At 69.9% G+C, this 25,410-nt stretch carries 26 protein-coding genes and 1 pseudogene; 12 read left to right on the forward strand and 15 right to left on the reverse strand.

Going from position 1 to position 25,410, the window contains the following annotated elements; genetic code table 11:
- Window position 1: 1 nt before the first annotated feature.
- The gene (locus ACG10_RS00450; RefSeq protein ID WP_089166707.1) at window positions 2–1,396 is read right to left on the reverse strand and encodes a diguanylate cyclase; all 1,395 of its coding nucleotides are present in this window, start codon (window positions 1,394–1,396) and stop codon (window positions 2–4) included.
- Between the two features lie 510 nt (window positions 1,397–1,906).
- On the opposite strand from ACG10_RS00450, the gene ACG10_RS00455 reads away from it, so the two are divergent.
- Window positions 1,907–2,323, forward strand: coding sequence for an SMI1/KNR4 family protein (locus tag ACG10_RS00455; RefSeq protein WP_089166708.1), 417 nt, complete (start codon window positions 1,907–1,909; stop codon window positions 2,321–2,323).
- A 10-nt stretch (window positions 2,324–2,333) separates the two neighbouring features.
- Here ACG10_RS00455 and ACG10_RS00460 read toward each other — a convergent pair whose 3' ends face one another.
- Window positions 2,334–3,563 (reverse strand): nucleoside recognition domain-containing protein, encoded by a 1,230-nt coding sequence (locus ACG10_RS00460; protein ID WP_089166709.1) that lies wholly within the window; start codon window positions 3,561–3,563, stop codon window positions 2,334–2,336.
- A 134-nt stretch (window positions 3,564–3,697) separates the two neighbouring features.
- On the opposite strand from ACG10_RS00460, the gene wrbA reads away from it, so the two are divergent.
- Both wrbA and ACG10_RS00470 read left to right on the forward strand, forming a co-directional pair.
- Window positions 3,698–4,294, forward strand: coding sequence for an NAD(P)H:quinone oxidoreductase (wrbA, locus tag ACG10_RS00465; protein ID WP_089166710.1), 597 nt, complete (start codon window positions 3,698–3,700; stop codon window positions 4,292–4,294).
- 287 nt (window positions 4,295–4,581) lie between these two features.
- Complete coding sequence (locus ACG10_RS00470) at window positions 4,582–6,171, forward strand: sensor domain-containing diguanylate cyclase (protein ID WP_089166711.1); 1,590 nt, start codon at window positions 4,582–4,584, stop codon at window positions 6,169–6,171.
- A 63-nt stretch (window positions 6,172–6,234) separates the two neighbouring features.
- Here ACG10_RS00470 and ACG10_RS00475 read toward each other — a convergent pair whose 3' ends face one another.
- Window positions 6,235–6,549, reverse strand: a complete 315-nt coding sequence (locus tag ACG10_RS00475; protein WP_089166712.1) for a c-type cytochrome — start codon at window positions 6,547–6,549, stop codon at window positions 6,235–6,237.
- A gap of 273 nt (window positions 6,550–6,822) precedes the next feature.
- On the opposite strand from ACG10_RS00475, the gene ACG10_RS00480 reads away from it, so the two are divergent.
- Window positions 6,823–7,257: a hypothetical protein gene (locus ACG10_RS00480; RefSeq protein WP_089166713.1), complete on the forward strand. Its 435-nt coding sequence runs from the start codon at window positions 6,823–6,825 to the stop codon at window positions 7,255–7,257.
- A gap of 45 nt (window positions 7,258–7,302) precedes the next feature.
- Here the strand turns inward: ACG10_RS00480 and ACG10_RS00485 are convergent, their stop codons facing one another.
- The gene (locus tag ACG10_RS00485; protein WP_089166714.1) at window positions 7,303–8,070 is read right to left on the reverse strand and encodes an alpha/beta hydrolase family protein; all 768 of its coding nucleotides are present in this window, start codon (window positions 8,068–8,070) and stop codon (window positions 7,303–7,305) included.
- Window positions 8,057–9,172 (reverse strand): DUF3182 family protein, encoded by a 1,116-nt coding sequence (locus ACG10_RS00490; protein WP_089166715.1) that lies wholly within the window; start codon window positions 9,170–9,172, stop codon window positions 8,057–8,059. Before ACG10_RS00490 ends, ACG10_RS00485 begins: the two co-directional genes overlap by 14 nt.
- Before the next feature lie 211 nt (window positions 9,173–9,383).
- Between ACG10_RS00490 and ACG10_RS00495 the strand changes: the two genes are divergently transcribed.
- Window positions 9,384–9,854, forward strand: a complete 471-nt coding sequence (locus ACG10_RS00495) for a hemerythrin domain-containing protein (protein ID WP_089166716.1) — start codon at window positions 9,384–9,386, stop codon at window positions 9,852–9,854.
- A gap of 76 nt (window positions 9,855–9,930) precedes the next feature.
- On the opposite strand, the gene ACG10_RS00500 is transcribed toward ACG10_RS00495, so the two are convergent.
- Window positions 9,931–10,155 carry a hypothetical protein gene (locus tag ACG10_RS00500; protein WP_089166717.1) on the reverse strand — a complete coding sequence of 75 codons (225 nt, stop codon included), beginning with the start codon at window positions 10,153–10,155 and terminating at the stop codon, window positions 9,931–9,933.
- A gap of 144 nt (window positions 10,156–10,299) precedes the next feature.
- Here ACG10_RS00500 and ACG10_RS00505 point away from each other — a divergent pair, with 144 nt between their 5' ends.
- Entirely contained in the window at window positions 10,300–10,794 is a 495-nt protein-coding gene (locus ACG10_RS00505) for an MgtC/SapB family protein (RefSeq protein WP_039800771.1), read from the forward strand.
- Between the two features lie 7 nt (window positions 10,795–10,801).
- Here the strand turns inward: ACG10_RS00505 and ACG10_RS00510 are convergent, their stop codons facing one another.
- Complete coding sequence (locus ACG10_RS00510) at window positions 10,802–11,725, reverse strand: copper resistance protein B (protein ID WP_232487157.1); 924 nt, start codon at window positions 11,723–11,725, stop codon at window positions 10,802–10,804.
- Window positions 11,725–13,520: pseudogene (locus ACG10_RS00515) on the reverse strand (copper resistance system multicopper oxidase). Before ACG10_RS00515 ends, ACG10_RS00510 begins: the two are co-directional and overlap by 1 nt.
- Window positions 13,521–13,749: 229 nt before the next feature.
- Between ACG10_RS00515 and ACG10_RS00520 the strand changes: the two are divergent.
- Window positions 13,750–14,082: a DUF883 family protein gene (locus ACG10_RS00520; protein ID WP_039800775.1), complete on the forward strand. Its 333-nt coding sequence runs from the start codon at window positions 13,750–13,752 to the stop codon at window positions 14,080–14,082.
- Between the two features lie 6 nt (window positions 14,083–14,088).
- On the opposite strand, the gene aroE is transcribed toward ACG10_RS00520, so the two are convergent.
- Together aroE and hemF are read right to left on the reverse strand one after the other, a co-directional pair.
- Complete coding sequence (gene aroE, locus ACG10_RS00525) at window positions 14,089–14,901, reverse strand: shikimate dehydrogenase (RefSeq protein ID WP_089166719.1); 813 nt, start codon at window positions 14,899–14,901, stop codon at window positions 14,089–14,091.
- A gap of 206 nt (window positions 14,902–15,107) precedes the next feature.
- Window positions 15,108–16,022 carry an oxygen-dependent coproporphyrinogen oxidase gene (gene hemF / locus ACG10_RS00530; RefSeq protein WP_198318989.1) on the reverse strand — a complete coding sequence of 305 codons (915 nt, stop codon included), beginning with the start codon at window positions 16,020–16,022 and terminating at the stop codon, window positions 15,108–15,110.
- 181 nt (window positions 16,023–16,203) lie between these two features.
- On the opposite strand from hemF, the gene ACG10_RS00535 reads away from it, so the two are divergent.
- Entirely contained in the window at window positions 16,204–17,181 is a 978-nt protein-coding gene (locus ACG10_RS00535) for an NADPH:quinone reductase (RefSeq protein ID WP_089166720.1), read from the forward strand.
- Window positions 17,182–17,221: 40 nt separating this feature from the next.
- On the opposite strand, the gene ACG10_RS00540 is transcribed toward ACG10_RS00535, so the two are convergent.
- From ACG10_RS00540 to ACG10_RS23470, 4 genes are all read right to left on the reverse strand, one after another.
- Window positions 17,222–17,779, reverse strand: a complete 558-nt coding sequence (locus ACG10_RS00540) for an L-threonylcarbamoyladenylate synthase (protein ID WP_089166721.1) — start codon at window positions 17,777–17,779, stop codon at window positions 17,222–17,224.
- A gap of 44 nt (window positions 17,780–17,823) precedes the next feature.
- Entirely contained in the window at window positions 17,824–18,924 is a 1,101-nt protein-coding gene (gene dprA, locus ACG10_RS00545) for a DNA-processing protein DprA (protein WP_089166722.1), read from the reverse strand.
- 91 nt (window positions 18,925–19,015) lie between these two features.
- A complete protein-coding gene (locus ACG10_RS00550; protein WP_089166723.1) occupies window positions 19,016–20,044 on the reverse strand; it encodes a LysM peptidoglycan-binding domain-containing protein in 1,029 nt (342 codons plus the stop codon).
- Window positions 20,041–20,214, reverse strand: coding sequence for a hypothetical protein (locus ACG10_RS23470; RefSeq protein WP_157731337.1), 174 nt, complete (start codon window positions 20,212–20,214; stop codon window positions 20,041–20,043). The genes ACG10_RS00550 and ACG10_RS23470 overlap by 4 nt, the downstream gene beginning before the upstream one ends.
- On the opposite strand from ACG10_RS23470, the gene def reads away from it, so the two are divergent.
- From def to trkA, 4 genes are read left to right on the forward strand one after another with little or no spacing between them, the layout of a single operon-like run.
- The gene (def, locus tag ACG10_RS00555) at window positions 20,198–20,704 is read left to right on the forward strand and encodes a peptide deformylase (protein ID WP_089166724.1); all 507 of its coding nucleotides are present in this window, start codon (window positions 20,198–20,200) and stop codon (window positions 20,702–20,704) included. The two genes, ACG10_RS23470 and def, sit on opposite strands and share 17 nt — an antisense overlap.
- Before the next feature lie 57 nt (window positions 20,705–20,761).
- Window positions 20,762–21,706 carry a methionyl-tRNA formyltransferase gene (gene fmt / locus ACG10_RS00560; protein WP_039800791.1) on the forward strand — a complete coding sequence of 315 codons (945 nt, stop codon included), beginning with the start codon at window positions 20,762–20,764 and terminating at the stop codon, window positions 21,704–21,706.
- Window positions 21,707–21,708: 2 nt separating this feature from the next.
- Window positions 21,709–23,034: a 16S rRNA (cytosine(967)-C(5))-methyltransferase RsmB gene (gene rsmB / locus ACG10_RS00565; protein WP_198319057.1), complete on the forward strand. Its 1,326-nt coding sequence runs from the start codon at window positions 21,709–21,711 to the stop codon at window positions 23,032–23,034.
- A 13-nt stretch (window positions 23,035–23,047) separates the two neighbouring features.
- Window positions 23,048–24,421: a Trk system potassium transporter TrkA gene (gene trkA / locus ACG10_RS00570; protein ID WP_089166726.1), complete on the forward strand. Its 1,374-nt coding sequence runs from the start codon at window positions 23,048–23,050 to the stop codon at window positions 24,419–24,421.
- 31 nt (window positions 24,422–24,452) lie between these two features.
- Here the strand turns inward: trkA and ACG10_RS00575 are convergent, their stop codons facing one another.
- The gene (locus ACG10_RS00575) at window positions 24,453–25,343 is read right to left on the reverse strand and encodes a lysophospholipid acyltransferase (protein ID WP_089166727.1); all 891 of its coding nucleotides are present in this window, start codon (window positions 25,341–25,343) and stop codon (window positions 24,453–24,455) included.
- Window positions 25,344–25,410 lie beyond the last annotated feature (67 nt).

Genomic DNA, 25,410 nt, shown 5'->3' on the forward strand with positions numbered 1-25,410 from the left:
TTCAGCCCGGCAGTTCCCTGGCCAGCACCACCCGGTTGCGTCCGCCATGCTTGGCCTCGTACAGCGCCCGGTCGGCCTGGCGCAGCAGGCGCTGATAGTCCGGGTGGCCGTCGTGCAGGGCCAGGCCGATGCTCACGGTCAGCTGCAGGTCGTGCTCGCCCGACAGACGGAAGCGCTCCTTCTCGGCCTGCTGGCGCAGCTTCTCGGCCACCCCGAGCGCCTGTCCCTGGTGGACGTCGACCAGCAGCACGAGAAATTCCTCGCCGCCCATGCGGAACACGTAGTCGCCGCCGCGGCAATGGTTGCTGAGCAGGGCGGCCAGCTGCTGCAGGACCAGATCGCCGGCCTCGTGGCCGAACTCGTCGTTGATCTGCTTGAAGTGGTCGATATCCACCGCCAGCACGGCGAAGGTGCGCTCGCTCTGCCGTGCGTAGGCCACTTCCTTGGCCAGGATCACCGGCAGGAACTTGCGGTTGAGCATGCGCGTCAGCACGTCGCGGCCGCTTTCCAGGACATTGGCCTGCTCGAACAGGTTGTCCAGATGAAAGACGATGCCCTTGGCCTGTTCGCGCAGGGTGCGCAGGTTGTGCAGGCGCTGCTCGACGTTCGGCTCCGCCACGGCCTTCTCGAACAGCGGCAGCAGCACCTCGTCGATCTGCTGCATGCTCTGCAGGATCAGCTCGGTTTCCCGGGAGCCCTGGAAGGCATGGGCGCCCTTGTGGCGGAACCACAGGCCGAATTCCGAGCCGGACAGCCGGGGCAGCTGCGCTGCGAACTGGCCGACGGCCAGATCGAACATCAGCTGGTTTTCCCAGTCGAGCAGGGCGGAGCGCTGGCGCTCCTGTTCGACGCCGATGTGCTGCGCCACCGAGAACAGCCGGTAGCCCTCCTCGCTGCGCGAGTTGCGGTCATTGGCGTCGGAAAAGGCGCGGCTCATGATCTCCATGGCCAGGTCGATGGTTTCGCCGATCAGGCGCTGGCCGAAGAGCTTGTGCTCGGTGTCGAGGGGCTGCCGGCAGAGCAGCTCGAACAGCCGCTCGCGCAGGTGCCGGGCGCCGCGCAGCACCAGGTGGATGGGAATCTTGATACGCGCATGGATCTCGCCGATCTGCTTCTGCTGGGCGATCAGCGCCAGCAGGGCGGTCTCGTCGCTGGTGCTGGAAAACAGCGAGACGATCCATTGCTGCAGGGTCCCGTGCAGACGGCTCTTCACCTGCTCGTGGGTGAGAAAGAGCATGGCCTGCTCGTCCTGCAGCATCTGCTCATAGAAATACCCGGCCAGTTCAGCCTGATGGGTGGCGGCTAACTCCCTGACCTGGGCGGCGACTGCCGCAGGAAATTGCATGAGCATCAGTTTCCATTCGACGGCCTGTTGTTCGGGGGACGTACTGGGCATAAGAGATCCTGCTCTGTTCGACATCGGGAGTGCCGCGCTGGGTCGATCGCTTGCTCATCCAGCCCCGCCGCGGCGGACGAAGATGTCTCGCGTCGGCAGGCTGCCGGAGGGGAAGTCGCCAAGGATGCCCGTTCCACGGGCGGAGGTCGAAGCGCTTTCGACCGGATGCGGGCCTTGCGCGACAATCGCCGTGCCCCCGGCTCCTCGTCCCGCCCGTCTCCGCCGGCGGGAGCTGCGGGAGCGTGTGATCGGCAGACGGAGCATACGGACGTGCGTGCCGATTGTCGTTGACCGCTCACAAGGGCTCCAAGCCGGAGGCTGCGGCATTCGGGCGCAGCGCTTGACATCCGCCAAAAGGCAGGCGGCAAATGATCGTCATGACATTGACGCCGACTGCCCGCGGCAGTCGCCCGCGGTCTTCGGGCCGGCCGCGCCTGCGACAGGCCGCGATTCTGTCCGGCGGGGCGCTGGGGTATAAAGCGCGCATCATTGCCTGAGGAACAACGAGCCGTGGAAGACGTCATCGAACAATTGCGCGAGCTGAACGAGCCGGTGCCGGTGCCCTTGGAACTGCCCGACGAAGACCTGCTGGTGGAGATCGAGGAGCAGCTGCTGATCAACCTGCCCTTCGAGCTGCGCGAGTTCCTGCTCAAGGTCAGCGACGTGGTCTACGGCAGCCTGGAGCCGGTGACCGCCAGCGATCCGCAGTCGCACACCTACCTGCCGGAAGTCGCCGCGGTCGCCTGGGACCAGGGCGTGCCGCGCGACCTGGTGCCGCTGTGCCAGGCCGGCCGCGATTACTACGTGGTGGACATCGAGGGCCAGGTGCTGCTGTGGAGCGGCGACAGCGGCGATCTCAGCGACGAGAGCTGGGACTCGGTGTGGCACTGGGTCAAGGATGTCTGGCTGGAAAACCGAGGCGCTTGAGTCGCCCGCCTCAGCCGAAGAACCAGTAGCACACTCCGATCGCCGCCAGCACGCCGCAGAAGTCCGCCAGCAGGGCGCAGCCCACCGCGTGGCGGGCGCGCTGGATGCCGACCGCGCCGAAGTACACGGCGAGCACGTAGAAGGTGGTCTCGGTGCTGCCCTGCACGGTGGCGGCGACCAGCGCGGGGAAGCTGTCCACCCCGTGGGTCTGCATGGTCTCGATCAGCAGGGCGCGCGCCGCGCTGCCGGAGAACGGCTTGACCAGCGCGGTGGGCAGCGCGTCGATGAAGCGCACGTCCCAGCCGGCCACCCCGGCCAGCCAGCGCAGGCCCTCCAGCGCATAGTCCAGCGCCCCGGAGGCGCGCAGCACGCCGACCGCGCAGAGCATGGCGACCAGGTAGGGCAGGAGGTTCTTCGCCACCTCGAAGCCCTCCTTGGCGCCTTCGACGAAGTGCTCGTAGACCGCCACCTTGCGCAGCGCCCCCATCACCAGGAACAGCAGGATCAGGCTGAACAGCACCAGGTTGCCGAGCAGCGCGGACAGCGCCGCCAGCGCCGTCGCCGAGAGCCCGGCGAGCAGCGCCATGAAGGCGCCGAGCAGCAGCGCACCGGGCAGCAGGTAGGCCAGCACCACTGGGTCCCAGAGCTTCAGTCGCTGCATGACGGCCACGCCGAGCAGCCCGGCGAGAGTCGAGGCGCTGGTCGCCAGGAGGATCGGCAGGAACACCAGGGTCGGATCGTCGGCGCCCTGCTGGGCGCGATACATGAAGATCGACACCGGCAGCAGGGTCAGCGAGGAGGCGTTGAGCACCAGGAAGAGGATCTGCGCGTTGCTCGCGGTGGTCGCGCTGGGGTTGAGCTCCTGCAGGGCGCGCATCGCCTTGAGGCCGATCGGCGTGGCGGCGTTGTCCAGGCCCAGGCCGTTGGCGGCGAAGTTGAGGGTGATCAGCCCGAGCGCCGGGTGGCCGGGCGGCACCTCGGGCATCAGCCGGCGGAACAGCGGGCCGAGCAGGCGCGCCAGCAGCTCCACCAGCCCGGCCTGTTCGGCGATGCGCAGGAACCCCAGCCAGAGGGTGAGGGTGCCGAACAGCAGGACCATCACCTCCACGGCCAGCTTGGCCATGCCGAACAGGCCGTCGACCATGGCGGCGAACACCGCCGGCTCGCCGCCCAGCAGCCAGCGGCCGAAGGCGGTCAGCGCGGCGATCAGGAAAAAACCCAGCCAGAGGCCGTTGAGCATGTCGATCTCCCGGAAAGCGTGACCGCCCATGATAGCGAGTCCGCCGCCGGGCGTGCCGCAGCCCGGTCACCTTTCCGCAACGGCGCCGGGGTACTGCTATACCTGTCTGATCCAACCAGCCAGGAGGCGCCATCATGAAGAAGATCCTCGTCCTCTATTACTCCATGTACGGTCATATCGAGCGCATGGCCGAAGCGGTGGCCGAGGGCGCGCGCAGCGTGCCGGGCGTGGAGGTGACCCTCAAGCGGGTGCCCGAGACCATGCCCGAGGCGCTGGCGCGCAAGGCCGGCGCCAAGCTCGACCAGATGGCGCCGGTGGCCGAGCCGAAGGAGCTGGCCGACTACGACGCCATCCTGTTCGGCACGCCGACGCGCTTCGGCAACATGACCGCGCAGATGCGCAACTTTCTCGACCAGACCGGCGGGCTGTGGGTCAGTGGCGCGCTGGTCGGCAAGTTCGCCAGCGTGTTCACCAGCACCGGCACCGGCGGCGGTTCGGAAACCACCATCACCTCGTTCTGGCACACCCTGGCACACCAGGGCATGGTGATCGTCGGCCTGCCCTACGTGCTGCCGGAACTCAGCGACATCAGCGACCTGCGCGGCGGCTCGCCCTATGGCGCGGCGACCATCGCCGGGGCGGACGGCTCACGCCAGCCGAGCGAGAAGGAGCTGATCCTGGCCAGCTTCCAGGGCGCCCATGTGGCCCGCCTGACGGTGCGCATGCAATAGGGGCGCGGATTGTCGCCGCGAGGCCGCCGATTTCCGACCATTGACCGACGACTTGACCTGAAAGGCTTTTCCGCAGGGGCTTTTTGCCACCAGAATCTGCCGCATGGGCGACGGCGCCTGCCGCGAGGAAGGGCGCCGTTCTTCCCGGCTGGCTGGAGGCCGCATCAGGAAATCGGGAAGCCCGGCCCGACGCCAGAGCCAGGCGCGACCGTTCGCGTCCTGCGCCTGTCTCCCCCTGGCCTTCGACAGGGGAGCTTGCCGGTAGTCATCTTTGCCTCAGAGATTCTATGCATCATCTCGATCTGCGCCGCCTGATCCTGCTGTTGACGATCGCCACCACCCTGCTGACCTTCGCCAACAGCTTCCACGCCAGCTACCAGACCCTGCATCGCCAGCTGATCGCCCAGACGCTGGAGGCCAACCGCGCCTATGCCGCCAAGCTGGCCCACAGCACCGACGCCTTCCTCGAGGCGGCGCAGCAGCAGCTCGCCTACAGCGCCGCCCTGCTGCCGGAGCGGCTTGGCCAGACGGAGCGGCTCGACGCCGAGGTCGCGCGCCTGAAGGCGCAGACCGGCACCTTCAACGGGGTCTTCGTCGTGGGCGCCGACGGCCGGGTGCAGGCCGCCGCGCCCTGGGGCGTGGGGCTGGTCGGCAGCGTGCTGCAGGCCGAGGGCGCACGGCGGGCGCTGGCTGCGCGCGAGCCCCTGATCAGCACGCCCTACGTTGGCCTGCGCGGGCATCTGCTGGTCTTCCTCTCGCAGCCGATCTTCGCCCCGGACGGCCGCTACCTGGGCTATGTCGGTGGCGCCATCCACCTGGGGCAAAGCGACGGCAGCCTGCAGGCGCTGCTCGGCAACCACTATTACCAGGACGGTTCGCAGCTGTATGTGGTGGACGGCAACCGGCATCTGCTCCACCACCAGGAGCCGTCGCGGATCGGCGAGATCGTCACCGGCAATCCGGCGGTCGAGGCCGTGCTGCAGGGCGAGGAGGGCAGCCGGCGCGTGCTCGACAGCACCGGCATCGACATGCTCGCCGGCTATGCCCCGGTGGCCGGCACCGGCTGGGGCGTCGTTGCCCAGCGGCCCAGCGCCGCCACCCTGGCCGCCCTCGACGGGCTGATGCTGGAGATCCTGCTCGCTGCGCTGCCGTTCTTCATCCCCATGCTGGCGGCCCTCTGGTGGCTGTCGAAGCTGATCGTGCGCCCGCTGCGGCAATTGGCCATAACCGCCCGGTACTGGGAGTTCGCCAGCGCCCGGGAGCAGATCCGCCGGGTGCGTGCCTGGTACTTCGAGGCCGAACAGCTCAAGCTCGCCATGCTGGACGGCCTGGCGCTGCTGCACGGCAAGCTCGGCCGGCTCAACCAGGAAAACATCACCGATCCGCTGACCGGGCTGACCAACCGGCGAGGCCTGCAGCTCGCCCTGGAGCGCTGGCAGGCGCAGCGGCGGCCCTTTGCCGTGATCGCCGTGGACATCGACCACTTCAAGCAGGTCAACGACAGCTACGGCCACGATATCGGCGACCGGGTGCTGCAGCACGTGAGCCGGCTGCTGGGCTGCATCTCGCGCAGCAGCGACCTGGTCTGCCGGGGCGGCGGCGAGGAGTTCACCCTGTTGCTGCCGGAAACCAGCCTGGAGGGGGCCATGCAGGTCGCCGAGCGGCTGCGCGGCCTGATCAGCCATGCGCGGAGTCCCACCGGCTCCTTCGTCACCGTTTCTGCCGGGGTCGCCCACTGGCCGGGCAGTGCCGCCTCGGTGGCGGCGGTGCTCAGGCTGGCCGACGAGGCGCTGTACCAGGCCAAGCGGGGTGGGCGCAACCGCGCCGTCATGGCGGGACAGACGGAGGTGGGCAGCGAGGATGTGCCGGTGGGCTGATGGCGGCGGGAGGGAAAGCGGGAGAGGGGAAGGGACGCCAGGCCGGCCGGCGTCCCGGGACGCTTATTTCTGCTCGAGGACCCACTTGGCGAGGGCCTTGGCTTCTTCCTCGGTGACGGCGTTCGGCGGCATCGGGATCTGCCCCCAGTTGCCCGAGCCGCCGTTCTTGATCTTGGCGGCGAGCACGTCGATGGCATCGGCCTGGCCGGCGTACTTGGCGGCGACGTCCTTGTAGGAGGGGCCGACCAGCTTGCTGTCGACCGCGTGACAAACCGTGCAGCCCTTGGTCTTGTACAGCGCGTCGCCGTCCTCGGCCAGGGCCGGCTGCAGGGCCAGCGCGCCGCCGAAGGCGAGCAACGGGATCAGGATCTTTTTCATAATTTTTGATTTCCTCAAGGCTAACAAAGACTGGGTGACACACGCTCGGCCCGAATCAGGCAGGAAAAATGCCGAGCGCCCCCTTATCCACGTTAGAGCCAGGGGTGGGGCAAATCAATCCTCTGGATCGCGTTCCGGCTACGGCGTCGCGCTGCGCGGGGCAAGCGGTTGCCGCCGGTCCTGTGGCGCCGAACTCTCGCCAGACAACGCCAGTCCCACGCGAAAGGGCGGCTCTCGCGCCGCGACTGTTTCATTGCCTCCCGGAGGTCTGCCATGAAGCGCCTGTTCGCGATTGGGGTTTTTCTCTGCGCCGGCCTGTCCAGCCCGCGACTGCTGGCCGAGGTCTGCCACGTGACCGAGCAACTGGCGGTGGCCGGCACCGCGAATAGCGTCATGGAGTCCTGCTTCGAGCACCGCGGCATGCCGGCCGGCTCGCTGGACTGGTCCTGCAACACCGAGAAGAGCCCCGTGGCCGGGGTGCACAAGGAAAAGCGCGCGAACTGCCCGAGCGGCCATTTCGGCAAGTGCACCGCGGCCCTGACCCAGGAAACCCTGGCCAACGAAGACGCCAGCGGCCAATTCGTCCAGGGCACCTGGCCGGACCCGCTGCCGGACGACGCGCAGATCGTCACCTACTACTACCAGGTGCACGACCGGGAGCAGACCCGCATCGACTGCGAGAGCGGCGGCGGGAAATGGTCGCAGTAGCGGCGGCCGGCTGGCGCCTGTTCGGGACATCCCCGCGCACGGCCTTCAGCCCCCGCGTCCCTCCGGGGAGAGGCTGCCGACCCGGGACTTGACCACCATCTCGGTCACCCAGTGCACCAGGATCGAGGTGTAGGCCTGCTGGCAGAGTTCCCCGCTCAGCGCGTGGTCGGCGCCGTCGATGATCCGGTGGGTCAGCGAGTGGGCGCGGACGAAGGCGCTGCGGTAGTTCATGAGCGTGGTGTGCGGGATCAGCTGGTCGTTCTCCGACTCGACGAGCAGCACGTCGCCGCGAAAGGCCGCGCAGGCCCCCAGCGCGCGGTTGTCGGCCGGCGTCAGCGGCGAGTTGCGGTACAGCTGCAGGTCCTGGCGGTCGAGTTCGCGCTTGGGGCGGCTCCACTCGGCGTCCCGATAGAGCGCCGGCACGCGCAGGGCGAGCCACTTCACCGGGCGCAGCGAGGTGAGGATGGTGGCCAGATAGCCGCCGTAGCTGCTGCCGACCACCGCGATGGCGTCGCGGTCGATGGCCGGGTGCCGGGCCAGCAGGTCGTAGGCGGCGATCAGGTCGTGCAGGTTGTCCTCGCGGGTGACGCCCTGCTGCTGCGCCAGGGTGCCGCCGTGGCCGCGCATGTCGAAGGTCAGGCAGACGCAGCCGAGCCCGGCGATGCCCCGCGCGCGCTTCAGGTCGCGCTCCTGGCTGCCGCCCCAGCCGTGCACGAACAGCAGCCCCGGCATCCGGGTGTCCGGGCTGAGGAAGGTGCCGGCGAGCCGCTGGTCCTCCACCGGTAGTTCGACGCTTTCGCTACGGGTTGCCATGCTCCGTGGTCACCACGCATTTGGTCAGGTAGCCGAGTTCCGGGTCCTCGCCGCGAAACAGCACGCACGCCCCGGGGGGCGTGACCTGCTCCGGGCCGAACAGCTCCAGCGCGGACGCCCGGACCACCCGCGCACCGGCGCGGAACGCCTCCAGCGCGGCGATTTCCGCGCTGCTGGCGCCGCCGATGCGCCAGGACTGCTCGAGCACCCCGGAGCGGGTATTGCCCCGGCTGTCCAGGCCGCGGGCGATGTCGTAGTTGCGCCGCGAGGCGAAGAAGCCGGCGAAGCTGTCGAGCGCCGCGGCGTCGTAGAGGCGCGCCTGCTGCACGGCCAGGCGCACCGGCTCGTCCAGCGCGAGGGCGAGCAGCTCGTCGAAATCGCCGGCCACCACCAGCAGGTCCGAGCCGCCGTAGACCTCCTCGCCCTGGTTGTCGAGGGTCAGCCGCTGGGTGCCGCAATAGGTCGCCAGCAGGTCGCCGACCTGTACCTGGCCGACGCTGTAGGTCGACACCTGCTCCAGCTGCTCCTCCAGCACCAGGCCGAAGCGGCCCAGCTCGTCCTCGTCCAGCGCCGCCAGCTGTCGATCGAGCTCCGCCGGATCCTCGACCAGGCGCTGCCCGCGGCCGCCGCTCGCCAGCACCGGCTTGATCCGCAGCGGCCCCTCGGCCAGCAGCCGGCGGCCGGCCGCGCCGGCCTCCTCGCGGCTGAACACGGTGAAGCCGCGCAGTACCGCGTCCGCCACCCGCTGGGTGAAGCGGCGCGACCAGCCGGGCGGGGCCTGGGCGCCGGCCCGCAGCAGCCCGTGGGTGATCGCCTTGGTGGCCATGAAGGGCTGCGGCACCACCCCGCCGAAGAGGTCCGCGGCGCTGCGCAGGCCGAGCCGGCGCGCGTTCCGCCGGCCGATCACGGTGCCGCTGGGCACGAAGTACAGGAGTCCCGGATAGGCGAGCGCTGGATCGTACTCGCCGCCGAATTCCAGTCCTTGCAGCAGCGCCAGGCGATTCCCCAGGTCGAGGTGCACGGCGCGCTCGTGGAGGGCCTCGTGGCCACGGTTGCTGTAGATCACCACCGTACCCGGGCCGTTCTGTCGATCAGGTTCCATGGCTGTGTTCATCGCTGTTCCCCCAGCTGGCCGGATGTGCTGGAGCGGCGCGGAAAGCGACGCTCCTAACGGTATGGACTGCCGCCGTGCCGGGAACATTCCCCGGCACGGGCAATCCGCCCGGAGAGACGAACGGGTAGGCGGAAACATCGAACCCATTGGCCGGGCAAAGGGTCAGCTTAGAGGCGACACCCCTCCAAGGAGACTGACGATGAACGCTGTCGAACTGCTGAAGCACGATCACGAGGCGGTCAAGCAACTCTTCGAGCGCCTGGGCAAGACCACCGAGCGCGGCATCAAGACCCGCGAGGAGCTGATGCGCCATCTGCACGAGGAGCTGATGACCCACGCCCGGCTGGAGGAGGAGATCTTCTATTCCGCGTTCAGGGCGGCGAGCGGCAAGGAAGGCGAGGTCCTGTTCCACGAGGCGAAGGAGGAGCACCGTGCGGTGGAGGCGCTGATCCTGCCCGATCTGGAAAAGACCGACCCGGCGAGCAGCGAATTCGCCGGCCGGGTGAAGGTGCTGAAAGACATGATCGAGCACCATATCGAGGAAGAGGAGCAGGAGATGCTGCCCAAGGCCTGCGAGCTGCTCGGCGAGGAGCGCCTCGAGGAGCTGGGCGCGCAGATGGAAAGCCGCAGGAAGGAGCTCAAGCGGCAGGCCGGGGAAAGAGCTGCCTGAGCCGGCCCGGCCTGCGCCGCCGCCGGCGGGCAGGCCCCCTCCCTTATGTTTATCCCGCCCATGCGGAAGCCGCCGCTCACGGCTGCTGGTAATGCCCCGGCGTGCTGCCGGGCTCCCTCGGGTGGGCGATCTTGGTCACCTGCACGTCGGTGATGTCGGCCGGCACGTCCGAGGTGTGCAGGGCGGCGATGTGAAAGCGCGCCTGGTCGATGGAAAGGGTTTCCGCGTCCGACTCGACTTCGGTCGACTGCGGCTGCTCGTTGAGGGTGTAGCTGACGAGGAAGTGGTGCTTCTTGGCCATGGGGAATCCTCTGCACGAAACGGGTTCAGGAATTAGAACCCGCGCGTTGCGGCAGAGGTTCCCGCGCCGGCGACCGCATGTCCGCCATGGCGAACCTGCTTTACTGAGAGCGTTGCATCCCTGCCCGGAAGCCGGAGGAAGCGCATGAGTGCATGGGACGTATTCATGGCGACCCTGGCCCAGGAGTTTTCCGATCTTTCCGAACTCGAGCAGACCATCCGGGTCGGCCTGCGCCTGCTGCTGGCGGCCGTGCTCGGCGGCCTGCTGGGCTTCGAGCGCGAGCATCACGGGCATGCCGCCGGCGTGCGCACCCACATGCTGGTGGCCCTGGGGGCCGCGCTGTTCGTGCTGATCCCGGAGCAGGACGGCGCCAGAGACGACGCCCTGAGCCGGGTAATCCAGGGCATCGTGGCCGGGATCGGCTTCCTCTGCGCCGGCACCATCCTGAAAAGCCGCGATCAGGCCCAGGTGAAGGGCCTGACCACCTCGGCCGGCCTCTGGCTCACCACCGCCATCGGCGTGGCGGTCGGCCTCGGCCATCAGGCCACCGCCGTGCTCGGCACCCTGCTGGGCCTGTTCATCCTCAATGTCGTCTCCTGGTTCCTCAACCGGCTGGAGAAGGAGCGCAACGACGCCTGAGTGCCGCTCAGAACCACAGGCGGATGCCGGCGACCAGGCGCGCCTCCTCCTCGTCCTCGCCTTCGTCGCGGGCCAGGTCCTCGCTGTTGCCGTACAGGCGGCCCCAGCTGACGCCGATATAGGGCGCGAACTGGCGGGTGAACTCGTAGCGCAGGCGCAGTCCGGCCTCGATCTCGCCCAGCCCGGCGCCGACCCCGCGCTCGCGGTCGTTGCGGCCGTAGAAGTTGGTCTCCACGGTCGGCTGGAGGATCAGCCGATTGGTCAGCAGGATGTCGTAGTCGGCCTCCAGGCGCAGGGAGCTCTGGCCGCCCTCGCCGTAGTAGGCGGTGATTTCCGTCTCCAGGCCGTAGAAGGGCATGCCTTGGAGGCCGATGGCGGCCCAGGTCTGCGCCGAGCCGGGCTTGAAGTCCTGGCGCAGGCCGCCGACCAGTTCCCACCAAGGACCGATGGCATGCCCCCAGAGCGCCTGGAGCTCGGCCTGTTCGGTGTGCCCGTTGGTACGCTCGCCCTCCGAGCGCAGCCACAGCCGGTCGATATCGCCGCCGATCCAGCCGCTGGCGTCCCAGACCAGGGCGCTGCCGTCGTCGGCATCCTGGTATTCGAGCTTCTCGAACAGCAGCAGGCTGTTGAGCGAGCGGCCATGGGGCGCATGGCCGGACAGCGGGGGAAAGGCGGCGGCGCGGTCGGCGTCGGTGAGGCGCGGGATGTTCGGCGGCAGGGCCGCGCTGGCCGGGGAATGCTGCATGCCGGCATGGCCGGTGTGATCGTGACCGCCGTGCGCGCCATGCTCCATCGGCCCGGCCTGCGGCGCCGGATGGTGGCCGTGACCGGCGTGCCCGTCGGCGGCCAGCGCGCCCAGGGGCACCGCCAGCGCGGCGGCGAGGGCGGCGGCGCGCGGCATGTGGTTCGGGAGTCGGTAGAGGACGGCCATCATTCCTCCACCCGCACTTCGCGGAACATGCCCGTCTCCATGTGGAACATCAGGTGGCAGTGGTAGGCCCAGCGGCCCAGGGCGTCGGCGGTGACGCGGTAGCTGCGCCGCGAGCCGGGCGGCATGTCGAGGGTGTGCTTGCGCACCAGGAAGTTGCCCTGCTCGTCCTCCAGGTCGCTCCACATGCCGTGCAGGTGGATGGGATGGGTCATCATGGTGTCGTTGACCAGCACGATGCGCAGCCGCTCGCCGTACTTCAGGCGCAGCGGCTCGGCATCGGCGAAGGGGATGCCGTCGAACGACCAGGCGAACCTTTCCATGTGGCCGGTCAGGTGCAGCTCGAGGGTGCGGCCCGGCTCGCGGCCGTCCGGGTCGACGAAGGCGCTCCTGAGGTCGGCGTAGGTCAGCACCCGGCGGCCGTTGTCGCGCAGGCCGATGCCGGGATCGTCCAGCCTGGCGGTGGGCGTCATGGTCTGCATGTCGACCAGCGGATTGCCGGTCTCCGAGGCCGGATGGGCCTGCATTTCCCCGCCCGGCGCGGCGTGATCCGTGCCGCCGTGGCTGATGGCGCCATGGTCCATGCCGGCATGCGCCATGCTCCCGTGATCCATCCCGGCATGCCCGGCCGGCTCGCGGCTCGCCGGCGCGGCGCTCCCGTGCGCGCCGTGGTCCATGCCGCCGTGGCCCATGTCGGCCATGCTCAGCTGCGGGCGCGGATCGGGCGCGGGCACCGGCGCGCTCAGCCCTCGCGCAACGCCAGGGTGCCGCGGGCGTAGCCGCTGCGGTCGAGGGACTGGGCGAACAGGGTGTAGGCCTCGGCGTCCTGCGGCTCGACGATCACGTCGTAGGTCTCGGCCACGGCGATGCGCAGCTCGTCGACGCTCACCGGCTCGACGTTCTGCCCGTCGGCAGCGACCACGGTCATCTTCAGGCCGGGGATGCGCACGTCGAAGTAGGTCATCGCCGAGGCGTTGATCAGGCGCAGGCGGACCCGCTCGCCGCGGCGGAACAGGCCGGTCCAGTTGCCGGCCGGCGACTGGCCGTTCAGCAGGTAGGTGTAGGTGTGGGCGCTGACGTCGGCCAGGTCGGTGGGAGTCATGTTCATCGCCGCCCAGGCCTTGCGCTCGGCAACGGTCGCCGCCCAGCCGTGCTCGCCGACGTCGGCGATGAAGTCGCCGACCGTGCGCTTGTGGAAGTTGTAGTAGTCCGACTGCTTCTTGAGCTTCTTCAGGACCCGCGCCGGGTTCTCGTCGGTCCAGTCGCTGAGCATCACCACGTAGTCGCGCTCGTACTGGAAGGGCTCGGGCTCGCGCGGGTCGATGATCAAGGCGCCGTACACGCCGGTCTGCTCCTGGAAGCCGGAGTGGCTGTGGTACCAGTAGGTGCCGCTCTGCTTCACCCTGAAGCGGTATTCGTAGCGGCCGCCCGGGGCGATGCCGTCGAAGCTCAGGCCCGGCACGCCGTCCATGTTGGCCGGCAGGAGGATGCCGTGCCAGTGGATCGAGGTGTCCTCGTCCAGGCGGTTGCGCACCCGCAGGGTGACGGTGTCGCCCTCGCGCCAGCGCAGGGTGGGGCCGGGCAGGGAGCCGTTGATGACGGTGGCGGTGCGCGGCCTGCCGGTGATGTTCACCGGGACCTCGCCGATGTCGAGGTCGAATTCGCTGCCGGAAAGCAGCGTGGGCCGGGCGGGACCGCCCAGCGCCCAGACCGGCGCTCGCCAGAGGCCGAAGCCGGCGAGGAGGCCGCCGGCGGCGAGGCCCTTGACGAAGGTCCGCCGCGAGGTTTTGCAATGCATGCCGTTGATGTCCAGTCTTGCGGAAAAACAGGGCCGCGCGAGGCGACGTTCCGAAAAACTGCCATATCCGGCGACGGCGGGTGATTACATTTCTGTAAGGCGGGACGGAGCCGATGGCCGGGTGACCCGCGGTCGAGGCCCTCGGCACACTGGACTATGCTTGCTCGACAGCGCGGCACGCCGGAGCCTGCCGCGGCACATCCATGACCACCGGACTGGAGCTGCCCCCATGTCGCTGTTCAAGACCCCCCGCACGTCCCTGGCCGAGGAACGCCTCGAGAAGGAGATCCACGACCTGATGCATGCCCTGGAGCATCTCAGGAGCAGCGCCTCGCACGATACCCGGCACGGCTACGAGCGGCTCAGGGCGCGCGCCGAGGACCTGCTGCAGCACTCCCGCCATCACTGCCACGACGGCGCCCACAGCCTGGCCCAGCATTGTCACCAGGTCGGCCAGTGTACCCGCGACTGTGTCCGTGCCCATCCCTGGGCCAGCCTGGCGGTGGGCGTCGGCGCCGCCGCGCTGTTCGGGATGCTGTTCGCCCGCGGCCGGGATCACTGAGCGCCGTCAGAGCGCCCGGCGCAGCTCGGCCAGCACGCTGGCGGTGTCCGGGCGGACGCCGCGCCACAGCTGGAAGGACTCGGCGGCCTGCTCGACCAGCATGCCCAGGCCGTCGCGGGTCCGCGCCGTGCCCTGCTGCTGGGCCCAGTGGCAGAAGGGCGTGGCCTCGCGGCCGTACATCATGTCGTAGCAGAAGCCGCGGCCCGGCTGGATCAGTCCGGCGGGCAGCGGCGGCAGTTCGCCGGCCAGGCTCGCCGAGGTGCCGTTGACGATCAGGTCGAACGGCCCCTGCAGGGCGGCGAAGGCGCAGGCGCTCAGCGGGCCGAGTTCGCCGAACTCGCCGACCAGTTGCTCGGCCTTGTCCTCGCTGCGGTTGGCGATCACCAGCGCCGCCGGACGCTCCGCCAGCAAGGGTTCGAGCACCCCGCGCACCGCGCCGCCGGCGCCGAGCAGCAGGATGCGCAGCCCCGCCAGGTTCAGGCCGGCCTGCTGGAGGTCGCGCACCAGCCCGGCGCCGTCGGTGTTGTCGCCGAGCAGCGCGCCGTCCTCGAGCTTCATCAGGGTGTTCACCGCCCCGGCGCGGCGGGCGCGGGGGGTGAGTTCGTCGGCCAGGCGGAAGGCGTCCTCCTTGAAAGGCACGGTGACGTTGGCGCCCTTGCCGTCGGCGAAGAAGGCGCGGGCCGCCCCGGCGAAGTCCTCCAGCGGCGCCAGCAGGGGCTCGTAGCTGAGCGCCTGGCCGGTCTGCCGGGCGAACAGGCGATGGATCTGCGGCGACTTGCTGTGGCCGATGGGATTGCCGAACACGACGTAGCGGTCCATGGGAAGAAGATCCTCCGGCAACGAGGGAGCGCCTGTGGCGCCCGCCTCAAAGAGTGTGTGGTCTATCCATGCTGAAGGGTTCGTCCTTAACGGCCGGGAGGAAAGCGCTTGCGGCGTTGTCCCCCCGCTGGCGGGAAAGGCCGGCGGCCGTTTCCCAGCCTACAGGAACTGTACTCCGAGACGATGCCCGGTTTGCTGCACGAAGCTCAGGCCTGGGCCAGCCAGTCGCGATCGGTGAGGAAGTACTCGGTCAGGCGCGCCTCGGGCGTGCCCGGCTCGGGTTTCCAGTCGTAGCCCCAGCGCACCTCGGCCGGCAGCGACATGAGGATCGACTCGGTGCGTCCGCCGGACTGCAGGCCGAACAGGGTGCCGCGGTCGTAGACCAGGTTGAACTCCACGTAGCGGCCGTGGCGATAGGCCTGGAACTCGCGCTCGCGCTCGCCGTAGGGGGTGCCCTTGCGCTTCTGCACGATCGGCAGGTAGGCCTGGATGTAGGCATCGCCGACGGCGCGCAGGAAGGCGAAGCTGGTGTCGAAATCCCACGCGTTGAGGTCGTCGAAGAACAGCCCGCCGATGCCGCGCGGCTCGTTGCGGTGCTTGAGGTGGAAGTAGCGGTCGCACCACTCCTTGAAGCGTGGGTAGACGTCGGCGCCGAAGGGCGCGCAGGCGTCGCGGGCGACCTGGTGCCAGAACACGCAGTCTTCCTCGAAGGCGTAATAGGGGGTCAGGTCGAAGCCGCCGCCGAACCACCAGACCGGCGCCTCGCCCTCCTTTTCGGCGACGAACAGCCGCACGTTGGCGTGGGAGGTCGGCACATAGGGGTTGCGCGGATGGATCACCAGCGACACGCCGAGGGCCTGGAAGCCCCGTCCGGCCAGTTCCGGACGGTGCGCGCTGGCCGACGGCGGCAGGCCGGCGCCGTAGACGTGGGAGAAGTTGACGCCGCCCTTCTCGATCAGTGCGCCGTTCTCCAGCACCCGGGTGCGGCCGCCGCCGCCGCCTTCGCGGAGCCAGGCGTCCTCGCGAAAGCGCGCGCCGCCGTCCTCGGCCTCGAGGGCGGCGCAGATACGGTCTTGCAGGTCGAGCAGGTAGGCCTTCACGGCCTCGATTTGATCGTTCACGGCATTTCCCATGTTGAAAACGGCACTGGACAAGGCGGCCCGCAGGCCCGGACGGGCGGCTAGCATAACATTGCGCAATTCCTTGCCGAAGTTGACGGGACGGAGGGCTTGACGCTTGGATAGTGGCCTCGCCGCGGCACGCGGCACGGACACAGCAGCGATCCTGCGGAGGAACAGAGACATGGCCAAGCGTATCCAGATCAGCCGTCACGGCGGCCCCGAGGTCCTCGAATGGGTCGACTGCACGCCGCCGGAGCCGGGGCCGCACGAGGTTAGGGTGCGCAACCGGGCGATCGGCCTGAACTTCATCGATACCTACTACCGCAGCGGCCTGTATGCCCCGCCGCAGCTGCCGTCCGGGCTCGGCCTGGAGGGCGCCGGGGAGGTCGAGGCGGTCGGCAGCGAAGTCGGGCGCTTCCGGGTCGGCGACCGGGTCGCCTATGCCAACGGTCCGCTGGGCGCCTACGGCGAGTTCCATGTGCTGCCGGCGGACAGGCTGGTCAGGCTGCCGGACGCGATCGATTTCGAGCAGGCCGCCGCGGCGATGCTCAAGGGCCTCACCGTGCAGTACCTGCTGCGCCAGATCGGTCATTTCCAGGGCGGCGAGACCATCCTCTTCCATGCCGCGGCCGGCGGCGTCGGCAGCCTCGCCTGCCAGTGGGCCAGGGCGCTCGGCCTCCGGCTGATCGGCACCGTCGGCTCGCCGGAGAAGGCCGAGCGGGCCAGGGCCCTGGGCGCCTGGGCGACCATCGACTACAGCCGCGAGAACGTGGCGCAGCGGGTGCTGGAGCTGACCGACGGGCGCAAGTGTCCGGTGGTCTACGATTCGATCGGCAAGGACACCTGGGACACCTCGCTGGACTGCGTCGCCCCGCGCGGCCTGCTGGTCAGCTTCGGCAACGCCTCCGGGCCGGTGACCGGCGTCAACCTCGGGGTGCTGGCGCAGAAGGGCTCGCTGTTCGTCACCCGTCCGACCCTGGCCGGCTACGCCGACACCCCGGAGCGCCTGCAGGCGATGGCCGACGAGCTGTTCGCCGTGCTCGCCAGCGGCCAGGTGCGGGTCGAGATCGGCCAGCGCTTCCCCCTCGCCGAGGCCGGCCGGGCCCAGGAGGCGCTGACCTCGCGGCGGACCGTCGGCTCGACCGTCCTGCTGCCGTGATGGGGCTGTTGATGTTTTGGCGTAGGCCGTGACAGCGGCCCTAGGCCGGGCGGATCACCTGGCCGCTGGCCAGGTCGCGGATCAGGCTCGGGTTGCGCCGCCCGCCCAGGGCGCCGCCGAGCACGGCGTCCAGCCGGCGCGGGAAGTACTGTTCGACGCGCAGCCGCGAGCGGGCGGCCGGGTGGCCGGCGGGGTTGGCCGAGGTGGACACCAGCGGGCCGGCGAGGCTGCACAGCGCGCGCACCCGCGGGTGGTCGCTGACGCGCAGGGCGACGCTCGCGTGGCGACCGGTGATCCACGCCGGCAGGCGGTGGTGGTGCGGCACCAGCCAGGTGTTCGGCCCCGGCCAACTGCCGGCCAGGCGCTCCCGCCAGGCCGGCGGCAGGTCATGGAGCAGGAAGTCGAACTGGCCGATGTCGGCGGCGACCAGGATCAGGCCCTTCTCCTGCGGCCGCCCCTTGAGCGCCAGCAGGCGGCGCACCGCGGCCTCGTTCCACGGGTCGCAGCCCAGGCCCCAGACCGCCTCGGTCGGATAGGCGATCACCCCGCCGGCGCGCAGCACCCGCGCCACCTGTCGCACCCGCCAACTGCCGTGCATCGCTTGCCTCCGGAAAAAAGATTCGGCGCAGTGTACCAAGCCCGTCAGCCGGCGCAGCCCAGCCAGCGGCCGCCTTCGCAGGCCACCAGGCCGTCCAGCTCCAGCTCGGTGAGCGCCGCCAGCACCCGGGCGAGCGGCCAGCCGCTGGCCAGGGCCAGCGCCTCGCTGGTCTGCGGGGCGGCATGGAGCAGCGCCAGCAGCGGATGCCGCTCGCCGGCCGGGGCCGGCACGGCCGGCGGCCGAGGCGCTGGCGCGAGGTTCTGCCAGCCGCGCAGCGCCTCGAGGATGTGCTCGATGCTTTCCACCAGGGTCGCGCCGTCGCGGATCAGCTGATGGCAGCCGCGGGCGCCGGGATGGTGGATCGAGCCGGGAATCGCATAGACCTCGCGGCCCTGCTCGGCGGCCAGCCGGGCGGTGATCAGCGAGCCGCTGGAGGGGCTGGCCTCGACCACCAGCACGCCGAGGGACAGGCCGCTGATGATGCGGTTGCGGCGCGGGAAATTGCCCGCCTGGGGCGGGCAGTCCAGCGGCAGTTCGGAGACCAGCGCGCCGCCGCCGGCGAGGATCTCCGCCGCCAGGGGCGCATGGCGGGCCGGATAGATGCGCTGCAGGCCGGTGCCGAGCACCGCCACGGTCTGGCCGGACGCCTCCAGCGCGCCGCGGTGGGCGGCGCCGTCGATGCCCAAGGCCAGTCCGCTGCTGATGACGAAGCCGGCGCCGGCAAGCTGCCGGGCGAAGGCGCGGGCAGTGTCCAGCCCGGGTTTCGAGGCGCGGCGGCTGCCGACCATGGCCAGCTGCGGCTGCTCGAGCAGGGCCGCCTCGCCTTCGACGAAGAGCAGCGGCGGGGCGTCGTCCAGCTCGGCGAGCAGGGCCGGATAGCCGGGCTCGCCGAGCAGCAGCAGCTGCCGCTGCGGCTGCTCCAGCCAGGCGAGCGCCATCGCCGCCTGCTGGCGGACCTCGGCGCTGCGCCGCGCCTCGGCGCAGCCGGCCGGCAGCCCCAGCGCGCGCCAGGCGGAAGCCGGCGCGCTGAGCGCCGCCGAGGCGCTGGCGAAGGCCTCGAGCAGGCGCCGATGGCGGCGCGGCCCGAAGCCGGGCAGGGCGTGCAGGCGCAGGCGCGCTTCCAGTTCGGCGGGCGAGAGGGGCATGGGGGCGATCATCCTTGATCTACGGAACGAACAGGCGGGGCCGGCACTCGGTCCGGCACCCCCTCCGGCGGGAGGGGGCAGGAAGCAGGGGTTACGGGTTGCGCACCTTGTCCATCACCGCCAGCTGGCGGCTGGCGGTGAGGATCAGGCCGTAGCTGAGCCGCTCGTAGGTGCGGAACACCATCAGCAGGCCGGAGCGCTCGTCGGGAATCTTCACCGGCTCGCCGGTGATGCGGTCGCGCACGGTTTCTCCGGTCTTGTACACCGCCAGCACGTGGCCTTCGGCCAGGCCGTCGCGGCTGCCCTTGTTGAGGGTGACCACGTCGAAGTTGCCGACCTGGGTCACGCCGCGCGGCACGTCGAGGATCACCCCGTCGATCGGGCTGGCCGGCTCGCTGGGCATGAAGGTGGAGTTGACGGCCCGCTCCTCGGTGCGGAACAGGCGGTCGCCGATGCGCACTTCCTGGGTCGAGCGGTTGAGCACCAGGGTGGCGATGTCGCCTTCCTCGGCGACCACCTCGCCGGTGCCGATGTCGTCGGCGTTGATGCCGAGGACCTCCTTGGTCTCCGGATCGGTGTAGGTCTTGCCCTGGCGGAAGATGCCGTAGGCCGCCTCGCCGGCGGAGAAGTCGCCGCGCGCGTAGACCCGGTCGCCGGCGCCGCTGACCACCCGTTCGGCATTGCCGGCGACCACGTAGGGCGCGCCCTCGAACTCCGCCGCGTCGTCGACGATGCGGTTGCTGAGCAGGAAGCTGTTGATCTTCTCCAGCGGAATGGTCGGGATGGCCTGGACCATCGGCGTGCGGCGGATCTGCGGCGACAGCCTGATGGTGCCGCGGCTGGCGCCGCGGTTGAGCATCAGGCGCGGCTGGCCGTCGATGTAGACCAGGCTCAGCACGTCGCCCGGATAGATCAGGTGCGGGTTCTCGATCTGCGGGTTGACGTGCCAGAGCTGCGGCCACTGCCAGGGGGCGCGGAGGAACTTGCCGGAGATGTCCCACAGGGTGTCGCCCCGGACGACCGTGTAGCTCTGCGGATGACCCGCGCGAAGCTGCACCTCGGCCTGCGCCAGGGAGCCGCCGGCAGCCAGCAGCAGCAGGGCGAGTAGTGATTTCCTCATGCGGTGAATCCCTTTATCATGTGCCTTCGCGTGAAACGTCGAGCGCCGCCGTATTTCCCTTCGGGATCGCGGCGTAAAGCCGTTTTTTCAATGCTGCTCAGCATCTTATCAGCAGCCGTTTCGATCAATTCCCCAAGTGCATCACAAACGCATATGGCGATACTGAACATCCTCGAATTCCCCGACCCGCGCCTGCGCACCGTCGCCAAACCCGTCGAGTCGGTGGACGACGACCTGCGCCGGCTGATCGACGACATGTTCGAGACCATGTACGCCGCGCCCGGCATCGGCCTGGCGGCGACCCAGGTGAACGTGCACCAGCGCCTGGTGGTGATGGACCTGTCCGAGGACAAGAGCGAGCCGCGGGTGTTCATCAACCCGGAATTCGAGCCGCTCACCGCGGAGCTGGGGCCCTACCAGGAGGGCTGCCTGTCGGTGCCCGGCTTCTACGAGAACGTCGAGCGTCCGCTGCAGGTCCGCATCCGCGCCCTGGATCGCGACGGCCAGCCCTTCGAGCTGGTCGCCGACGGCCTGCTGGCGGTGTGCATCCAGCACGAGTGCGACCATCTGAACGGCAAGCTGTTCGTCGACTACCTGTCGACGCTCAAGCGCGACCGCATCCGCAAGAAGCTGGAGAAGCAGCATCGCCAGCACGGCTGAGCCCGTCCCTGCGCAGGCTTGCCGTGGCAAGCCTCTTTCTTTCTTGAGCGAGCGACCATGACCCAGCCTTTGCGCATCGTCTTCGCCGGCACGCCCGAATTCGCCGCCGAACACCTCAAGGCCCTGCTGGCCGCCGGCCAGCGGCCGATCGCCGTCTACACCCAGCCGGATCGCCCCGCCGGACGCGGGCAGAAGCTGATGCCCAGTCCGGTGAAGCAGCTCGCCCTGCAGCACGCCATCCCCGTCCTGCAGCCTTCGAGCCTGCGCGATCCCGCCGCCCAGGCGGAGCTGGCGGCGCTCGAACCCGACCTCCTGCTGGTGGTCGCCTACGGGCTGATCCTGCCGCAGGCAGTGCTGGACATCCCGCGCCTCGGCTGCATCAACAGCCATGCCTCGCTGCTGCCGCGCTGGCGCGGCGCGGCGCCGATCCAGCGCGCCATCGAGGCCGGCGACGGCGAATCCGGGGTCACCGTGATGCAGATGGAAGCAGGTCTGGACACCGGGCCGATGCTGCTCAAGGTCGCCACGCCGATCCAGCCCGACGACACCGGCGGCAGCCTGCACGACCGCCTGGCCGGGCTGGGTGCGCAGGCCCTGGTCGAGGCCGTCGCCAGGCTGGCCGCCGGCGAACTCGCCGGCGAGGTGCAGGACGACGCCCTGGCCACCTACGCGCACAAGCTGAACAAGGACGAGGCACGCCTCGACTGGAGCCGCCCGGCAGACGAGCTGGCGCGGCGGATCCGCGCCTTCGATCCCTGGCCGGTCTGCCACAGCAGCCTGAACGGCACGCCGCTGAAGGTGTTCGGCGCGCTCGTCGAGGCGGGCGAGGGGGCGCCGGGAACCATCCTCGCCGCCCGCCGCGACGGCCTGACCGTCGCCTGCGGCAGCGGCGCCCTGCGCCTGACCCGCCTGCAGCTGCCGGGTGGCAAGCCGCTGGCCTTCGCCGAGCTGTACCACAGCCGCCGCGAGCAGTTCGCTGTCGGCCAGGTGCTGGGGACATGAGCCTGAATCCGCGCCTGGCCGCCACCCGCGCACTGGCGGCGGTGCTCGCCGGCAAGGCGTCGCTCGCCGCCCTGCCGGCCCAGCTGGAGCAGGTCGAGCCGCGCGACCGCGCGCTGGCCCAGGAACTGGCCTTCGGCACCGCCCGCTGGCAGCCGCGCCTGGCCCTGCTCGCCGAACAACTGCTGCACAAGCCGTTCAAGGCCGCCGACCGGGATATCGAGGCGCTGCTGCTGATCGGCCTGTACCAGCTGCTGCATACCCGCATCCCCGCCCATGCGGCGATCGGCGAGACGGTGGCCTGTGCCGAGCAGCTGAAGAAACCCTGGGCCAAGGGTCTGCTGAACGCCGTGCTGCGCCGCGTGCAGCGCGAGGGCGCGGCGCTGCTCGCCGGCCTGAAGGGTGATCCGGTGGCGCGCACCGCCCATCCGCGCTGGTTGCAGCAGGCCCTGAAGGCAAACTGGCCGGAGCACTGGGAAGCCATCTGCGCCGCCAACAACGAGCATCCGCCGCTGACCCTGCGGGTCAACCGCCGGCTGGCCTCGCGGGATATCTATCTCGCCGAGCTGGCGGCGGCCGGCATTCCGGCCAGCGCCTGTCGCTTCAGCCGTGATGGCATCCTGCTCGGCGAACCGCGCGACGTGCGCAGCCTGCCGGGCTTCGCCGAGGGTCGCTTCAGCGTGCAGGACGAGGCAGCCCAGCTGGCCGCCTACCTGCTCGAGCCGATGCCCGGCCAGCGTGTGCTGGACGCCTGTTGCGCCCCCGGCGGCAAGACCTGCCACCTGCTGGAAAGCGAGCCGCGGCTGGCCGAGCTGGTCGCCATCGACCTGGAGGAAAGGCGTCTCGAACGGGTCCGCGAGAATCTCGACCGGCTGGGCCTTGCGGCCCGGCTGATCGCCGCCGATGCGCGGGCCACCGGGAGCTGGTGGGACGGCCGCCGCTTCCAGCGCATCCTGCTCGATGCGCCCTGTTCCGCCACCGGAGTGATCCGCCGCCACCCGGACATCAAGCTGACCCGCCAGGCCAGCGACATCCCCGCCCTGGCCGCGCTGCAGGGCGAGCTGCTGGACGCCCTGTGGCCGACCCTGGAGGTCGGTGGCATCCTGCTCTACGCCACCTGTTCGATCCTGCCGGCGGAGAACAGCGACACCATCGCCGCCTTTCTCGCCCGCACGCCCGGCGCCCGCGAACTGGACATCGCCTCCAGCTTCATCGGCGCCAAGCCGGGCCTGGCGCAGCGCCACGGCCGCCAGTTGCTGCCGCAGCCCCAGGGCCACGACGGTTTCTACTATGCCAAGCTGATCAAGATCGCCGCCGGTCCGCGCGGCTGAGGAACGCAGTCCGATGAAGATCATCATTCTCGGCGCCGGCCAGGTCGGCGGCACCCTGGCCGAGCACCTGGCCAGCGAGGCCAACGACATCACCGTGGTGGACACCGATACCGATCGCCTGCGCGACCTCGGCGACCGCCTGGACATCCGCACCATCGCCGGCAAGGGCTCCTTCCCCACCGTGCTGCGCCAGGCCGGCGCCGACGACGCCGACATGCTGGTGGCGGTGACCAACAGCGACGAGACCAACATGGTCGCCTGCCAGGTCGCCTACACCCTGTTCCACACCCCGACGCGGATCGCCCGGGTGCGCGAGTCGGCCTACCTGACCCGCGCCGGGCTGTTCAGCAACGAGGCGATTCCGGTGGACGTGCTGATCAGCCCGGAGCAGGTGGTGACCAACCACATCAAGCGGCTGATCGAATACCCCGGCGCCCTGCAGGTGATCGACTTCGCCGACGGCAAGGCCCAGCTGGTGGCGGTGCGCGCCTACTACGGCGGCCCGCTGGTCGGCCAGCAACTCCGGCAGATCCGCGAGCACATGCCCACCGTGGATGCCCGGGTGGCGGCGATCTTCCGCCGCAACCGGGCGATCCTGCCCAAGGGCGACACGGTGATCGAGGCCGACGACGAGGTGTTCTTCATCGCCGCGAGGACCCATATCCGCGCGGTGATGAGCGAGCTGCGACGCCTCGAGATCAGCAACAAGCGGATCGTCATCGCCGGCGGCGGACACATCGGCGAGCGCCTGGCCGAGGCCATCGAGAGCCGCTACCAGGTGAAGATCATCGAGGCCAATCCGGCGCGCTGCCGCTACCTCTCGGACACCCTGGACAGCAGCATCGTGCTGCAGGGCAACGCCTCGGACAAGGACCTGCTGGTCGAGGAGAACATCAACGAGGTCGACATCTTCCTCGCCCTGACCAACGACGACGAGGCCAACATCATGTCCTCGCTGCTGGCCAAGCGTCTTGGTGCGCGCAAGGTGATGAGCATCATCAACAACCCGGCCTACGTCGACCTGGTGCAGGGCGGCGAGATCGACATCGCCATCAGCCCGCAGCTGGCCACCATCGGCACCCTGCTGACCCACGTGCGCCGCGGCGACATCGTCAGCGTGCACTCGCTGCGCCGCGGCGCGGCGGAAGCCATCGAGGCGATCGCCCACGGCGACGCCAAGTCGAGCAAGGTGGTCGGGCGCATGATCGGCGAGATCGAGCTGCCCCAGGGCACCTCCATCGGTGCGGTGATCCGCGCCGAGCAGGTGCTGATCGCCCACGACGACACCCTGATCGAGTCCGGCGACCACGTGATCCTCTTCCTGGTCGACAAGAAGCACATCCGCGACGTGGAGCGGCTGTTCCAGGTGGGGCTGACCTTCTTCTGAGAGCGGCGAGGACGGGCGCCGCGCGGCGCCCTCAATACCACTCCTGCTCGCCCGGCGGACGCCGCTTGAAGCGCTTCATGGTCCACATGTACTGGCTGGGATAGGCGCGCACGTACTTGCCGATCACCGCGCTCATCGCCGCCACGGCGGTTTCCGTGTCCTGGCTGTACATCTCCGGCGGCGCGGCCTCGAGGATCACCCGGTAGCCCGAGCCGTCGGCCAGGCGCACGGCGTGCAGGAAGACGCCGACCGCCTTGCCGCCGGCGAGCATGTTCGGCACGAACTTGCTGGTCAGCGCCCGGGTGCCGAGAAAGGGCACGAAGAGGCCGCTGCCCTCGCCGCCCGGCTCGGGGTCGGCCGGAATGCCCACCGCGCCGCCCCGGCGCACCTCATGGAGCACGCTGAGGATGCCTTTGCGGGTCGAGGGCGCGACGCGGTTGCCCAGCTGCACGCGCTGGCGCTGCAGCAGCTCGTCCACCGCCCGCAGCTTGGGCGGCCGGTAGAAGATGACCGGCTTGCACTGGCTGCAGTAGAAGTGGTTGAGCACTTCCCAGTTGCCCAGGTGGCTGGTGATGCCGACCACCCCCTTGCCGGAGGCCAGCGCCTGCTCGAGCACCTGCAGGCCTTGCACCTCGCGCACCCGGGCGAGGGACTTGCGCGCCGGCCAGATCCAGGCGCAGGCGCTTTCGGTGAGGGTTTTGCCGATGTCGAGCAGGCTCCGGCGCACCAGGCGCTCGCGCGCCCGGGCGTCGAGCTCGGGGAAACATTGGCCGATGTTGATCCGCACCACCTCGCGCGAACGGTTCGGCACATGCGCCATCAGCCAGCCGAGGGTTGCCCCGACCCCCTGTACGGCACGCCAGGGCAGCAGGGCGAAGAGGCGCAGGGAGGTGACCACCACTGCGCCCTTGAACTTTTCCACAAACGGACTCCCGCGTTGAAAACGGCTCATAGTGTAATGCAGCCCGCCGGCAGGGCAGGCGGGACCG

The sequence above is a fragment of the Azotobacter chroococcum genome (assembly GCF_002220155.1).
Taxonomy (GTDB): Bacteria; Pseudomonadota; Gammaproteobacteria; order Pseudomonadales; family Pseudomonadaceae; genus Azotobacter; species Azotobacter chroococcum.

Bases quoted from the DNA above. Each gene is read 5' to 3' on its own strand.
- ACG10_RS00450 (WP_089166707.1), bottom strand. From the start codon at position 1,396: ATGCCCAGTACGTCCCCCGAACAACAGGCCGTCGAATGGAAACTGATG.
- ACG10_RS00460 (WP_089166709.1), bottom strand. From the start codon at position 3,563: ATGCTCAACGGCCTCTGGCTGGGTTTTTTCCTGATCGCCGCGCTGACC.
- wrbA (WP_089166710.1), top strand. From the start codon at position 3,698: ATGAAGAAGATCCTCGTCCTCTATTACTCCATGTACGGTCATATCGAG.
- ACG10_RS00470 (WP_089166711.1), top strand. From the start codon at position 4,582: ATGCATCATCTCGATCTGCGCCGCCTGATCCTGCTGTTGACGATCGCC.
- ACG10_RS00475 (WP_089166712.1), bottom strand. From the start codon at position 6,549: ATGAAAAAGATCCTGATCCCGTTGCTCGCCTTCGGCGGCGCGCTGGCC.
- ACG10_RS00480 (WP_089166713.1), top strand. From the start codon at position 6,823: ATGAAGCGCCTGTTCGCGATTGGGGTTTTTCTCTGCGCCGGCCTGTCC.
- ACG10_RS00485 (WP_089166714.1), bottom strand. From the start codon at position 8,070: ATGGCAACCCGTAGCGAAAGCGTCGAACTACCGGTGGAGGACCAGCGG.
- ACG10_RS00490 (WP_089166715.1), bottom strand. From the start codon at position 9,172: ATGGAACCTGATCGACAGAACGGCCCGGGTACGGTGGTGATCTACAGC.
- ACG10_RS00495 (WP_089166716.1), top strand. From the start codon at position 9,384: ATGAACGCTGTCGAACTGCTGAAGCACGATCACGAGGCGGTCAAGCAA.
- ACG10_RS00500 (WP_089166717.1), bottom strand. From the start codon at position 10,155: ATGGCCAAGAAGCACCACTTCCTCGTCAGCTACACCCTCAACGAGCAG.
- ACG10_RS00505 (WP_039800771.1), top strand. From the start codon at position 10,300: ATGAGTGCATGGGACGTATTCATGGCGACCCTGGCCCAGGAGTTTTCC.
- ACG10_RS00510 (WP_232487157.1), bottom strand. From the start codon at position 11,725: ATGGCCGTCCTCTACCGACTCCCGAACCACATGCCGCGCGCCGCCGCC.
- ACG10_RS00520 (WP_039800775.1), top strand. From the start codon at position 13,750: ATGTCGCTGTTCAAGACCCCCCGCACGTCCCTGGCCGAGGAACGCCTC.
- aroE (WP_089166719.1), bottom strand. From the start codon at position 14,901: ATGGACCGCTACGTCGTGTTCGGCAATCCCATCGGCCACAGCAAGTCG.
- ACG10_RS00535 (WP_089166720.1), top strand. From the start codon at position 16,204: ATGGCCAAGCGTATCCAGATCAGCCGTCACGGCGGCCCCGAGGTCCTC.
- ACG10_RS00540 (WP_089166721.1), bottom strand. From the start codon at position 17,779: ATGCACGGCAGTTGGCGGGTGCGACAGGTGGCGCGGGTGCTGCGCGCC.
- dprA (WP_089166722.1), bottom strand. From the start codon at position 18,924: ATGCCCCTCTCGCCCGCCGAACTGGAAGCGCGCCTGCGCCTGCACGCC.
- ACG10_RS00550 (WP_089166723.1), bottom strand. From the start codon at position 20,044: ATGAGGAAATCACTACTCGCCCTGCTGCTGCTGGCTGCCGGCGGCTCC.
- def (WP_089166724.1), top strand. From the start codon at position 20,198: ATGGCGATACTGAACATCCTCGAATTCCCCGACCCGCGCCTGCGCACC.
- ACG10_RS23470 (WP_157731337.1), bottom strand. From the start codon at position 20,214: ATGTTCAGTATCGCCATATGCGTTTGTGATGCACTTGGGGAATTGATC.
- fmt (WP_039800791.1), top strand. From the start codon at position 20,762: ATGACCCAGCCTTTGCGCATCGTCTTCGCCGGCACGCCCGAATTCGCC.
- trkA (WP_089166726.1), top strand. From the start codon at position 23,048: ATGAAGATCATCATTCTCGGCGCCGGCCAGGTCGGCGGCACCCTGGCC.